This is a genomic window from Bacteroidota bacterium, from assembly GCA_016183775.1.
In the GTDB taxonomy this organism is placed as follows: Bacteria; Bacteroidota; Bacteroidia; order JABDFU01; family JABDFU01; genus JABDFU01.
The window spans coordinates 1-14399 of the sequence record JACPDY010000016.1 but is presented as its reverse complement, the minus strand read 5'-3'; the positions used below and the strand labels follow the sequence as shown (position 1 = coordinate 14399).

Annotated in this window: 11 protein-coding genes; all 11 read right to left on the bottom strand. The window is 40.8% G+C overall.

What is annotated here, in order from left to right:
* Positions 1 to 255 precede the first annotated feature (255 nt).
* Positions 256 to 1017: a 23S rRNA (guanosine(2251)-2'-O)-methyltransferase RlmB gene (gene rlmB, locus HYU69_02545; protein ID MBI2269216.1), complete on the bottom strand. Its 762-nt coding sequence runs from the start codon at positions 1015 to 1017 to the stop codon at positions 256 to 258.
* A gap of 5 nt (positions 1018 to 1022) precedes the next feature.
* Complete coding sequence (locus tag HYU69_02540; protein ID MBI2269215.1) at positions 1023 to 2330, bottom strand: GWxTD domain-containing protein; 1308 nt, start codon at positions 2328 to 2330, stop codon at positions 1023 to 1025.
* Complete coding sequence (rmuC, locus tag HYU69_02535; GenBank protein ID MBI2269214.1) at positions 2327 to 3670, bottom strand: DNA recombination protein RmuC; 1344 nt, start codon at positions 3668 to 3670, stop codon at positions 2327 to 2329. Before rmuC ends, HYU69_02540 begins: the two co-directional genes overlap by 4 nt.
* 157 nt (positions 3671 to 3827) lie before the next feature.
* A complete protein-coding gene (locus HYU69_02530; protein MBI2269213.1) occupies positions 3828 to 4793 on the bottom strand; it encodes a DUF3078 domain-containing protein in 966 nt (321 codons plus the stop codon).
* 12 nt (positions 4794 to 4805) lie between these two features.
* Positions 4806 to 5183, bottom strand: a complete 378-nt coding sequence (gene mscL / locus HYU69_02525; GenBank protein ID MBI2269212.1) for a large-conductance mechanosensitive channel protein MscL — start codon at positions 5181 to 5183, stop codon at positions 4806 to 4808.
* Between the two features lie 551 nt (positions 5184 to 5734).
* Positions 5735 to 7462 carry a BamA/TamA family outer membrane protein gene (locus HYU69_02520; protein MBI2269211.1) on the bottom strand — a complete coding sequence of 576 codons (1728 nt, stop codon included), beginning with the start codon at positions 7460 to 7462 and terminating at the stop codon, positions 5735 to 5737.
* Between the two features lie 100 nt (positions 7463 to 7562).
* The gene (gene metF, locus HYU69_02515; protein MBI2269210.1) at positions 7563 to 8516 is read right to left on the bottom strand and encodes a methylenetetrahydrofolate reductase [NAD(P)H]; all 954 of its coding nucleotides are present in this window, start codon (positions 8514 to 8516) and stop codon (positions 7563 to 7565) included.
* Between the two features lie 205 nt (positions 8517 to 8721).
* On the bottom strand, positions 8722 to 9738 hold the full coding sequence (locus HYU69_02510; GenBank protein ID MBI2269209.1) for a type IX secretion system membrane protein PorP/SprF: 1017 nt from the start codon (positions 9736 to 9738) through the stop codon (positions 8722 to 8724).
* A 77-nt stretch (positions 9739 to 9815) separates the two neighbouring features.
* On the bottom strand, positions 9816 to 11327 hold the full coding sequence (locus tag HYU69_02505; GenBank protein MBI2269208.1) for a PD40 domain-containing protein: 1512 nt from the start codon (positions 11325 to 11327) through the stop codon (positions 9816 to 9818).
* A gap of 10 nt (positions 11328 to 11337) precedes the next feature.
* Positions 11338 to 12138, bottom strand: a complete 801-nt coding sequence (locus HYU69_02500) for a PKD domain-containing protein (protein ID MBI2269207.1) — start codon at positions 12136 to 12138, stop codon at positions 11338 to 11340.
* Between the two features lie 134 nt (positions 12139 to 12272).
* Positions 12273 to 14399, bottom strand: a 2127-nt coding sequence (locus HYU69_02495; GenBank protein ID MBI2269206.1) for a SprB repeat-containing protein, incomplete at its 5' end; no start/stop codon positions are given.

Sequence of the window (14399 nt, the reverse complement as noted above, 5' to 3'; positions counted from 1 at the left end):
AAGAAAAATGCGTAGCAAGCCTTTGGGGAAACATCAAACATTAACTAACTATAAAAGAGCAATATAATATAGAACTTAATGACATTGCCCTGAAAGGGTTAAATATATTTACATTGATGATATTCAACCCTTTCAGGGTTGCAGGAAACTTCACTTTATAACCCCCGATTGCATCGGGGGTTATTTATATTCAAGCCCTTCGGGCTTATTTCAACAAAGATTACTCTCAACTTAATGACATTGGGATTTAGGGGGCTACCCCTGCTTCATCCGCTGGCGAATCACTTCGAATAAAACAATGCCGGTGGCTACCGACACATTTAATGACTCGATCTGGCCATTCATAGGTATCTTGATCAGTTCATCCGCCCGCTTCAGGTATTCGCCTGATATACCATCCTCTTCCGACCCCATAATGATTGCAGTTGGCACAGAAAGGTCCGTATCGAAATAATAATGTTCCGCCTTTTCGGTACAGGCGACAATCTTTAAACCGCTTTCTTTCAGGTATTCAATCGATGCTTTCAGGTTATCTTCCCGGCATACAGGTATTTTGTGCAAGGCCCCTGCCGAAGTTTTAATGGCATCGGCATTTACCTGCGCCGAGCCCCGTGAAGGAATAATTATTGCATTAACCCCCGCGCATTCCGCGCTGCGGCTAATGGCACCAAAGTTACGCACATCAGTAACGCGATCGAGCACCAATAACAACGGTACTTTTCCCTGTTCAAATAGTACAGGTAATATATCTTCGATTTTCTGATAAGTTACAGCCGACAAATAACCCACAACACCCTGGTGGTTCTTACCCGTGAGCCGGTTTAATTTTTCAATTGGAACATATTGGAATGGAATGTTCCGCTCTTTCACCAAAGGCATCAGCTCCCTGAACAATTCATTGTTAACTCCTGTTTGTAAAAAGAGTTTGTCGATTTCTTTGTCTGACTTTATCGCTTCAATAACAGCACGCGTGCCGAACAGCAACATTTTATCATCTTCCCTTGTTTTATGAAACATCCGGATCAATTTTGAAGGTAAATACGTCCCTGCCGCCAGATATCGACCGAACGATACCAATTGGATTTGTATATGGTTGAACGCTGAAGTATATAATCATTATCAGCAATTGGGTTTGTGACTTTATTAAAATTAAAATTCAGTGAATTGAGATTGTTATCTTCACCGTACACCCATGTTTCGGAATCAGTTGCCTTATAAACAAGGTTAGGCGGACCAAAAATAAGATAGACCATGCCACGATCGGTCTTCCAGCCCTCCAGGTAAGATGTGAAATACACATTGGCATCCTTAACGCGGTTATAATATTTCCGGATCACTTCTTTTGCCCTGTCCTGGCTGCCGGCGCAGTTGATCCAGAATGCATCAACTGACGCTTTTTTATTTTTGTTGTTATTCATATTATCATATTCATCTTTCGATGTGATGAATCGCAACGGATTGACCATCTGATCTGCCCTTACGATATCCGGGAAACCATCATAAAACCGGTAAAGCGTTAATCCTTCACGCTGATTTGTATCAATTACAAAATTATAGATACCCTGATGCTCCAGATGAACAATAACAGTACCTGTATCACTCAGGGACAGTGTAAAAGTACTGTCCGCTTTATAACTGAAAGGCCTTGGATCAACTATTGAAAAAGGAGGCGCGGCAACAGGAAATTCACGTTTAAAATATTTTACAAATAATTTACTTTGAGCCAAACGTCGATACGTGATAACAACATTCTCTCCCGGTAAAGTATAATTCCTGAATAAAATACTGTGGGTATCTTTATTTTTCACGAGAAAATTCTGAGAGCTGCCGGGATTCGCTTTATAGATATCAATATAAGTTTCAGACCATTGGTTGCGGTTCTGATCATATAAAGAAATTTTAAGTAAAGAAACAGGAGAGCCGCCGGCCTTTACAGTAAATTTTCCATTGATACGCTTCTGAACATTATCGTTATTGATATCGGTCAGGCGAACCGATCCGCTATCGATAACCACTTTCGATTCGTACGATTGTGTTAACAGGTATGAAATGATCAATCGCGACCTGTAGTCGCTTTCATTGGGTTGCTTCGCATACAACAGCTCCTTCGAAGCAATAGAGAAAAAAACATCTGTAGTAACATCTGAAGTATGATAAACCTGGTAATCGGGATGCAGCACAGTAGCTTCACGCTTATACATGTACGACATGTCCTGGTTATAGGCTACACGGGATGAGGCGCAGGAATAAATAAAAATTGCAAGCAGAAAAATAACAGGCAAAGGATATCCGGGTGCCCGCAAACGTCTGATATTTATGCTGATTTTCATGAATTGCCTTCCTCAATTGCATTTGCAGAAGAACCCGCATCGTCGATCAGGTCCCTGTCAATACTCTTTGTCGCTTTTGCGCCAAGCGTTTTTATTTTCTCGGCGGTATTTATAAGGTTACCCTTGCCGTGCGATAGGCGCTTAAATGCGCTGTCGTATGCTTCCTGCGACATGTGCAAATGTCTTTCAATATCTTTCATGTCATCAATAAAACGATACAATTCGTCATACAAACTTCCGCCGATACGCGCGATCTCCAGCGCATTCCGGTTCTGCCGCTCCTGCTTCCAGATAGAAGCAATTGTACGCAAAGTAGCCAGTAAAGTTGAGGGGCTCACAACCACTATTTTACGATCCCATGCATAATTAAAGAGGTCCTGGTCGGCCTGGATGGCAACACTGAAAGATGATTCAATGGGAATGAAGAGCAAAACAAAATCGGGGCTGTTAAATTCAGACGAGGTCTGGTAATTCTTTTCACTTAACAGTTTAATGTGACTCTTAACAGATGAGAGGTGTTCTTTTATAAAACGTTCGCGGCCTTCGTCCTCATCCGCATTTACATACGCATCGTACGCCAACAAAGACACCTTGGAATCAACAACAATATGCTTTTCATCGGGCAGATAAATAACCACATCCGGTTTAATGGTCTCCCCTTCAACATTCATGGTAGTGATCTGCGTTTTATATTCCCGATCCTTTACAAGTCCGGAACGCTCCAGTATTTTTTCCAATATCACCTCTCCCCAGTTTCCCTGCTTTTTATTATCACCCTTCAGCGCTTTGGTCAGGTTATTCGCTTCTTCGCTAATCCGGCTATTCAGCTCAAACAACTTCTTCACTTCTTCCTTCAGACTTATCCTGTCCCGCAGCTCCTTATCGTAATTATCACCAACAGTCTTCTCAAATTTTTCGATCTTTTCCTTGAGCGGATTTAAAATGCCATCAATATTTGTTTTATTCTGTTCAGTGAATTTTTTCGATTTCTCGTCAAGTATTTTATTGGCTATATTCTCGAATTCAGTGGCAAAGCGTTTTTGCATTTCCTCAAACTCGACCTTTTGTGTGGCCAGCTTATCGTTCATATTTTTGAAAGCCTCCTCCGCCTTTGCAAGGCGACTGTTAGCTGCGGCTAACTCTTTGCGCTCTGTTTCATATTGTTGTGAAAGCTTACTTACTTCCTGAACACTATTGCTTATTTTTTCCTGCAACACCGCTTTATCTTTTTCAGCAGCCGTCAATAAATTTTGTAAGTCTTTGATAGTATGTTCAAGTTCATTTTTCTCACTTTCGGTAATGCCTGAAGTAACCTGGTTTTTAAAATATAACCAGGCCATTAAAGCTCCTAAAGCAATACCAATTACAAGAAAAAGTATATTCAACATTCAATCCGATTTTAGGTAAATTTACCATTATTATATTTTGCTGCCAAACAAAATACAACAGCCCTGAAACGATTGTTTGCAGGGCTGTTTAAAAGATCAGGCTATTCCCTCAGAACTTATAGGAGAACCCGATACCCAATACTTCTTTAAACTGGGTTTTAGGGCCCTTTGCCACAACTACGTTCTTATAAACAGTATTCCCAACAGTTACATCACCATAAGCAGGAATATCAATGTTATTATCATAAAGTAAATGTGTAAACACGCTGAATGTTATAAGTTTTCCGGCCTTAATATTGATCATAGTTTGCCAATCAACATTTACATTGCCACGGCGACTTGCAATTTTATCAGTATAGTTATTGAAAAGGTTCAATGTAGATAACAGATTCATATTCTTAAAAATATCCTTTTGAAAACGGGGCCGCAGATAGGCCCCAAACTCCGTACGCAGCATTTTACCACTGGTTAACTTAGCTCCATTCACGTCATAGGTTGCCGCATCAACGCCAAACTGGCCGGCATCAGCCAGCTTCTGGTCTGAAACAATAACTAAACGACCCGTGGCAGGCGATATAAATAATGAAAAATAATCCGCGGGTTTGTAATCCATTCCTAATGCAATAACTGCATACGCAGGAGCGGCGAAATTCGATATTATGACACTGTCATTCGGGTAATTATAGCCGGGCGCCATTTGTGATTTTAAATTAATAAGTGCGCTGTAATAAAATTTACCTTTTGCCAGATGGCCGAATTTAGAATTCAGCTCCATTTTATCTTCATTCTTTCGCAGATCAGCCGTGCCCGATTTAAGGAGTCCATACCCGATATCAAACGAATTATCCCATGTGGCCTTTTCCTTTTTGTAGTTGGCAAAAAAGCTACCGATAAATGTACCGGACAAAGCATTTTCACCACCGGCGGCCCAGTTGGTAAGGGACACCTGGTTAAAGCTGATTGAAACAAAACCTCCCTTTTTCCAGGAGGTGTCAATTTTAGCGGCATCCTGCGCACTTGCCATTTTAACAACAAGCGTAAGAATAATCAGGAGATTATTTTTAGCATTTTTCAAATATGGTTATCGTCATTTTTTAAGCAGATCCCGTATCTCTGTGAGCAGCTGTTCTTCTTTAGTGAGAGCCAGAGGAGCAGCAGGCACTTCAGCCTCTTTCTTTTTTGCGGCATTCATTGTTTTAATTACCAGGAACAGGCAAAAAGCAACGATCGTAAATACAAATATGGCCTGGATGAATTTTCCGTAAGCGATTGTAGCATTACCGATCTTAACGCTTAAACCTGTGAAATCAATTCCACCTGTAAGTATTCCTATGACCGGCATAATTATATCAGCAACCAATGAAGTAATGATAGCGCCAAAAGCACCACCAATAACCACACCTACTGCAAGGTCAACAACGTTGCCGCGCATGGTGAATTCTTTAAATTCTTTGATGAAGCTCATGGGTTTTCTTTATTTGTTTAACAAAAGTAATCGTTAAAAAATATATAATAATAAAAAAGTGAATTTTAATGAGTTTACAATATAATATGTCTGCGGGGCGGTCACTTCGAGCATGGTCGAGAAGGGCGATGGCGCAATTCCATTATATTCGTAAAATGAAAACGATGTACGTATATCTTCTTCATTGTTCAGATGGCACCTATTATACCGGAGTAACTAATAATATAGAAAGGTGATTTATCGAACACCAAACAGGTATTAATACAGAATCGTACACATTCCGGAGAAGACCTTTAAAGCTTGTTTACTACACAACATTTAACACCCCCCTTGAAGCTATTGCTTTCGAAAAACGACTAAAAAAATGGTCGAGTAAAAAGAAAGAAGCATTAATAAATGGTCGACTTGATTTGTTGCCCGGATTATGAAAATCCAAGTCAAAAAAATAGCTGCCGCCCACACTTCTCGACGAAGCTCGAAGTGACCCCATGCTCAATATTCATTCTATTCGAGCCTGTCAAAAGTCCTGTCCGTTTGAGCCCGTCGAAGACTCAGAAATAGCTAACGATCCCGAAATGAATTTTTCCGGATTTTAAATATATAGGATTACCGGATTGACTCCCCAATGCGTAATCAAGTGAAAAAATACCAGCCTTGGTTTCAAAACTCACACCTGCGCCAAAACCATAAGGGGTATCGTATACGGCCATGCCTAAAGTATTGTTTTCATAATATGATCCGTCGTAAAATAAGTGGAAATATGAATTTTGTTCCAACAAAAATCTATACTCAACAGTTCCGATCACGTATGCTGATGCACGTATCGACTCTTCATCAAAGCCACGCAATGTTTTTAATCCTCCTATGCGATACAACTCATTCTGGAACAAACCCGGCCCGGCAATGTAAGCTGATTGCATTCCAAACTTAATTATACTCCGGCCTACAATAGGGATGTATACCGCGACGTTGGCCTCACCAGCGTACTGCACCGTTTTTAACTCAAGTTTATCGTAAACAACGGAATTAAGCTTTGGATTTTTAGAAATAGTTTTGGAACCAACAGATGTACTCATTGCTATACTGTACCCTTTGCGCGGATTAAAACGATAATCGAGCTTTTCAAATTTAATCCCCAGTCCATACGCGTTGGTTGATATATCGGCGAAAACAGGTAAAGTTGTTACAAATTCAAGCCCCTTGGTTGAAAGCAAACGTGATGTTTTGTTACTATAAGTAATTTTAAAATAATTTCCTCCGCTTATCAGGTATTGCAGCCCTATTGTGTTGTATACATCAATATAGGTTGTATCAAGCTTATAAAGCTTAAGATCATAGTCGATACCAAATGGGGTCGCGAACAGAAAAGGGTAGATTAATTTTAATTTCAAATCCTGCGTATTCAATCTCAGGCTGCGCCAGTTAAGATCAATAAGTTCACCGCGGCCAAAAGCATTCTGAAGCTTCAACCGCACATCGCCGGTTATTAAAAGTTTGCCGGTAGTATTATCCGGCAAAAAACCAATGATTCCATCAAACTGGCTGGCACGTCGCTTTTCGAGCTCAAGCACAAGTTTTGTTTCTTTATTTGTGAACAAGATGCGGGAAGGTTGTTTCTCACGGACAAATGCTAACTCTTTAAGCCGCGGACTGATATTCCGTATCCGCGATTCGTTGTAAAGACTTCCTGTTTTTACACCAATATAACTTTGCAGATACACGGGCGCCACGTTTGCATTTCCCCTGATAAGTATACTGTCGATCTTCACCAATTTATTCCTATCGACTTTAAGTTGAGCGGCTATGCTGTTACCATCGATCACAATGCTATCTAATCCTGCTGATACGAACGGATAACCATTATTCTCATTGTAAGAAACAATCTTCTCCAACAACCGCTTAACCTCTTTATAATTTAACTTCTTTTTAAAATAGATTTTCTCCCGGAAACCCACCTCGCTTAACATGGCTTCATCGGCATTTCCTTTGGAAAGCCGTGCCCATTTGTGCTGCTCACCCACATGTAAAAAGGCCTTCAGATTTAATGAATCGTATTTCAGACTATCGTATGTAGCTGCGATATAAGCATTGTCGTAAAGTGTAAACAGCACATTTTGAAGTTCCTTCTCACGTTCAGTTTCGGTGGTATTGTTTTTTTTATAACTGATCTTTCTGACCAGGCCGGCATTATCAGGAGATATTATTTCCAATGTATAAACCTGCTGTGCATTTAATTGCAAGCCAAACAAAAGTATTAACAGAAATAAAGTCTTTTTCAAAATCCGGAATTACGTATCTAAATTTAGGATTTTAAACGAAAACCGGGGTTAAAAAGTGTGGGTGAGACGAGATCATTACTGCCCGCAGGCCGGGCTACAACTAAAACACATTACTTGCCACCCTGCGCGTAGCCTCTGATTGGCCCATAGTATAAAAATGAAGGCAGGGTGTACCGAATTTTATCAGCTCCCTGGATTGCTCAATGCACCACCTGATACCCACTTCCTTTACCTCGGCATCACTCTTGGAGTTCTCGATCTCCTCCAGGAAATCCTGGGGAATATCAATATTGAATAATTTAGGAAGTATGGTCGCCTGTTTTTTTGTGGTCAGTATTTTTAAGCCGGGAATAATGGGGACATTAATATCCATCTCGCGGCATTTGTTTACAAACTCAATGAATTTTTTATTGTCGAAGAACATTTGAGTAACAACATATTCCGCCCCGGCATCAACCTTGCGCTTCAGGTTTTTCAGATCGGCGATAAGGTTGGGTGCTTCAAAATGTTTTTCAGGATAGCCGGCTACGCCAATGGAAAAACCGGTTGGCGCTACATCTACAAGATCTTCTTCAAGATAATGCCCTTTGTTCATGGTAACGATCTGTTTCACCAGGTCGTAAGCATAATGGTGTCCGTTAGGCTCAGGCACAAAAGCGCCTTCTGACTTAATGGCATCGCCACGTAACGCAAGTACATTATCAATTCCTAAGAAGTGAAGATCGATCAGGGCGTTTTCAGTTTCCTCACGGGTAAAACCTCCGCAAATAATATGTGGTACAACATCGATTTTATATTTATTAATGATAGCGGCACAGATGCCAACAGTACCGGGCCGTTTACGAATACTTACCTTTTCCAGGTAGCCGCCCTCACGTTTTTTATAAAAATACTCCTCGCGGTGATATGTAACATCAATGAAAGAGGGCTTAAACTCCAGCAAAGGATCAATACCATCGAAAATTGACTGAATGCTTTTACCCTTCAACGGAGGCAATATCTCGATTGAAAAGAGGGTTGATTTAGCCTTTTTTATATGATCAATTACCTTCATTTTATTAAGAATTTGGCACCCTTCCCGTCAAAATACGGAAATATTGCACGAATATACGAAATGGAAGATTCACAGACTCAATATTTTTTAATCCCAAACTATACATTAGAAAAATTCTAATGCATAGCGATTAAGAAAATAAGGAATGTAGGTGACAAATTAATGTTTACACTTCGCAAAAATTGTTCTGAACAATAGAAACAATTTAGAATTTAGGGCAGGGAATTGCTGATTTTCTAAATTTCTTACTTGGGCAAAACTGGTACGAAAGTGATATTTCATGCGCACCCGCGGTATAACCAGCCAGCCACGATATAGTTACATCGTAACTATATCCGAACTTGAATCGGTCAATTGTTGTACCTACAAGGAAGGCAATGGCATCGTTATTCGGATAGCCCCGCTTATATGCTTTTAAAAGCGGAATCCCTCTGTACCAGACCCCAAATACGAGTTGCCGGTAATACGTGTAATAAACTCCTATATCGACCTGGTCAAACTTGTTTTCACTCCGATAATTAAATGCTGTTGTTACACTATGATTTTTTCCCTTACTGGCGCCATCTTCACCATCTATTGCAATTGGGATTACATATCCACCATGCACAGAATACAGTACAGGTAATCGGGAGATTCCACCCTGAAGAGCTTGATTCGGCTGATTCAGATGACGAGCAGAAAAACCAGCCCATATTTTTTCAGAATATAAAACAAAACCCGAAGAAAAGTCCAAATATTGTACCTGGTCATTACCTGACTGTTCAATTGAAGTAGGTGTACCATAAGCAATTTGGTCCCCAAAAACATATTTATTAAAATCATAATTGCGCATAGCATATCCGGCTTCAAATCCCGCATTGAATGCCCACTTGCGTGAAAGGGTTAACTGGTAGGAATACTGAGCGCCTAAACTCGTGGAACGCAGGTTGCCACTTCCTGCCCTATCGTTAGCGAAGATAAATCCAATACCACTGTTCGTTTTCGAAATACTATGGTCATACGCCAGCAAATAGGTTTTGAAAGCACCGGGTATTGAAGGCCACTGAATCCGGTAGTTAGTAGTGATCCGTGAGCATACATTACCGGATCCAACAAAAGCCGGATTTAGAAAAGTAGGCGATGCGTAGAACTGCGTGAACTGATACGCCTGCGCAAAACAAGTTGTATTTTGCAAGCAATAATTTGCAAAAAAAAGAAAAAAAGTATAGATAATTTTTTTCATCTAAATTATTTCTCCGTTTTACGTAAAATTATTTTACTGATTTCCGCTATCTTACTGCTATTAACCAGGTTCGTAAATCAAACGTACCCTTCTGATTCCCACCGCATAGTATACTCTGTATCCCATTTCAAAATCATGATGAATTTACCTGTTAAGGTGTTCGTATTGTATATTCCTTCCAACGCATTTGTCTTCGAATCGTATAAATAAATCCGGGCAGCAAGAGGCTTACCGGTAGAATCAGCAGCAACTGCGGAACCTTCAACTTTACCTTTAAAAACATTAAATCCAAGATCATTATCCGAAAAATGAATGAGATAAATATCTGAACCACCATAATCATCCTGCCTGAAAGAAGAATAATACCCCGTTTTCCCACTTGCAGAAAGCACAAAATATATGTCATCATCAGGAGTATTGACAGGATACCCCAGGTTTTCGGGTTCCGACCAAAGCCCATCTCCATCTACTGTAGATTTGAAAATATCGTACCCCCCTATATTCCTATGCGCTTTGGAACTGAAATAAAGTGTTTTTCCTCCGGGGTGAATAAAAGGCGAATCTTCATCCTCGGCTGTATTTATTGTCGGTCCCAGGTTAAGTACCTTACCCCACCCGCCGTTTGGAAGTTTTGCCACTCTGTAAATATCCTTTTTCCCATATCCACCCGGACGATCACTTGAAAAATAGAGTACTTGTCCATCAGCCGATGATGAGGCGCTGGGTTCAGTATAATCCTTTGTATTGATTGGACTGGGCAACTCCTGTGGAATTGCCCAGTCCTTTCCGTTAAAAACGGAAGAGTATAAATCACCTGAGAGCAAATCTTTACTTGTTCTGTAAAGCAATAACATTTCTCCATCTGCAGAAAGACCAACACATGCATCATGGGTAGGTGTATTAATATTACCACCGATGTTTTGTGGCAAAGACCACTTCCCTTCTTTTTTGGTTGAAATATATACGTCTTCAAAATATTCCCCAAACGGATCAAGCAAACCACCGGTACTTCCTTTTCTACGGGAAGTGAATATAAGAACAGATTCATCAGCCGAAATGAGCGGAACATAATCTGGAAATTCCGAATTAATGGTATTACCCATATTCTCGATAGTCACATTTACAGGGGCACGCATTAACTCCATGGCCGTTTTGCACTTCATCAGAAGAAAATCAATTTCTTTGTTGGAGAATTTTTTTTGGGCTATGCTATTTTTGTATTCTTGAAAAGCGTGAATCGCATCTTCAAAATTACCAGACAGATGATACAAATTTCCCAGGTAATAGTTGGCTTCTTCAATCCTTGCTTTACGTGCTTGTTCAAAATATGGCAGCGATTGACGCTTATACTGCCTGATACTATACATACAGGATCCAAGATCAAATGCAAGTACGGCATTCTTTGGATCCAGCTGATAAGCGTGTTGATATAATTCGAGCGCTTTCCTGAAATCATTGTTATCCAATGCAATCCCGGCGTCACGAACGCATTTCTTTACTTTTCTTTTCAAATTCTGCGCATAACTTAATGAACCTGCCATGAGCACAGAAAGGAAGAGTGTAAATAAATATTTTCTTTTAAACATCATGGCATTTCAGTTAACGAAGCAGGGTAACATCTCCCGCTCTGGTAATACTTCTTCCATCGTTAAATTTTACATTGGCCTTCCACACGTACACATCTTGCTGACAAAGTTTACCGCGGTAATAGCCGTCCCATCCAATCTTTATATCCAATGTTTCAAAAATAAGCTCGCCCCATCGGTTAAAAATCTGCATTCGAAATTCATCCACCCCGGCTGCGAATGGAAAAAACACATCATTGTCAAGATTAAATAAATTGTATGATCCTCCGTTAGGGCCATTCGGATTCGGAGTAAAGGCTGTAGGAAAGGAAATATCTCCACCACCACTTGTCCGAATACGGAATGTATCTGTACAGCCATATATATTAGTAGAAATAAGTGTAATAGTGTAAACTCCCGTGATACCAAAATGATGCTGAGGATCTACGTTAGTAGAAGTAATTCCATCACCAAAATCCCAGAAATACTTGATAGCACCTGTTGATGTATTCTTGAAATCAACAGTTGGATTATTACTCTGCATGGGAGTTACAGATGGACTTGTTGTAAAATTAGCCTTCGGACTGGGATACGCGGTAATAACAATGGGAGCAGATCCATTATTATTCGTACATCCACCGGAAGTTGTAACAGTTAAAGAAACAAAATAAACACCGGATTGTGTATAAACATGTTTGGGATCGGATAAGGTTGAAGAAGTACCATCGCCAAAGCTCCAATACCATGAAGTGATTGGATCAGCCAAATTGCCAGTAACAGAATTGTCAAAAAACTGAATTGCAGCAGGAACACAAGAGAGATTTGTATCTGACATAAGAGATATTGTCGGAGGAGGATTGAAAAGAATTTTAGTCGAGGAAGTTACAGAAATTCCACAGAAATTAGTAACTGTTACAATATAGGTTGTTGGCTGGGTTGGAGTTACCAGAAATGCTCCTGGCCCGGTGCCTAAGTTTGAACATAAACTGTAGAACTTTGCCCCGGGCAAATTGGTGAAAATCCAATGGCCATAACATTTCCAGGTGTTAAGCTATACACGGCTGCTGAAATTATGCCCGGTGTTCCGGCACAACCGTTTTGATCATATGCAATTACTGTGTACGTAGTATTAACAGACGGTGTAACATTCAAAGTGCCACCATTAATTGCACCGGAAGGTTGCCATACATACTGATAATTTCCCGCACCACCCGAAGCAGTAGCAGTAAGATTAATTGATTGCCCTATACATACCGTATCATTTGGCCCGGCAGTGGTGATAACTTGTGCCGGCTCACTGATTACAGCAGTTGTGGTTATTGTACATCCGTTAGCGTCAGTAGTTGTAACCGTATACGATCCTGCACTTAATGTTGCTGAATTTCCTGTTTGAGCGGGCGCAGTCGACCACATGTACGAATAGGGAGTGGTTCCTCCCGCTGATATAACGGTTGCACTGCCATTGCCTCCGCTGCATGTAGGATTTGTAATGGAACCAATTGATGATAACATGATCGGAGGTTCAGTAATTTTTATTGCAATTGACGTGGAACAATTGTTTTGATCTGAAACAATTACAGTGTAGGTTCCGGCAGTTAGACTATTTGCGATGTCCGAAGAAGATACCAATGGCTGCCATAAGTAATTATAAATTGGCATTCCACCGGCCGCAGTAAGCTTAATTGATCCATTGTTTCCATTTTTACACGAAACAGAGGTAGCTGACGAAACAGAAACAACTACAGGAGCAGGCTCTGTTATAGTGGTTGTTGCTATAGCTGTACAACCCAATGCGTCCGTTATATTAACCGTATAGATGCCTGCAATTAAAGAAGCCGCGGATAATTTATTACCACCATAAGGCAACCAATTGACAAGGTAAGGAGCTGTTCCCTGTGTTACATTTACAGTTGCACTTCCATCATTACCTCCGAAACAAGAAACATTTTTTACTAATGAAACAACACCTGATGGACCGGCAATATTGCTTAGTGTAATAGTGAAAGTGCCTTTTACAGAACAACTTGCATCAGTTACCTGTAATGTATAACTGCCCGGCCCTAGCCCACTTATACTCGCGCCTGTGGATGAGCCCGGAGCCCATAAATAAGAGTAAGGCCCTGTACCCCCGGAAATCTGGGATAAAATTGAACCATTTGATAAACCACAGGAAGGATTAGCAGGCACCAGAATTCCAGTAACCGAATAGGAGGGTTGTGAAACGGAAGTTAACACACTTGTTTGGCAACCATTGGCATCCGTAACTAAAACAGTATAATTACCTGCAGTCAATCCCAAAGCTGTTTGCCCTGTTCCGCCAACCGGATTCCACTGATAAACATATCCGGGAGTTCCGCCGATCGGGGTTACAGATGCAGAACCATCGGATCCTCCAAAACAACTTGTAGAAACAGAAGTTCCATTTCCCGCAAGTGCCTGTGTAGGTTCGGTGATGGTGATTGACGAGAATGAGGTACAACCTTTACTGTCAACAATATTTACAGTATATGAACCGGCAGCCAAACCGGCTCCTGTAGGTCCATTTCCACCCAAAGGTGACCAACTGTAATTGTAGAATGGTGCTCCACCGGATACATTTACCGTAGCTGTTCCATTGTTACCTCCAAAACAACTGACATTTGAAGAGGCAAAAATTGAAGACACTAATTGTATAGCCGGGTTAATTACAAATGTGGCCGTTTGCACACAATTATTCGCGTCTGTAACCTGAACGGTGTATGTGCTGGCAGATAGCCCACTTATTGTATTACCCGTAGTACCACCCGGCAGCCATGTATAATTATATCCGGATACCCCCCCGCTTGACGAAGCAGATGCCGAACCGTCATTTCCTCCAAAACAACTTACACCTGAGGCGGCAGTAGTAATAACAATTAATGCCGGTTGTGTAATTGCCGGAGCAGTCGTGAATGCCTGGCAACCGTTTGCGTCCAGAACCGTAACAGTATATGTGCCGGCCGTTAAACCAGTAGCCATAGAATTAACTCCTCCTGAAGGACTCCAGGAATAGGTATAAGGAGTTGTTCCACCAGCTGCAATTACGGTTGCTGATCCATTTGAACCGCCGTTGCAACT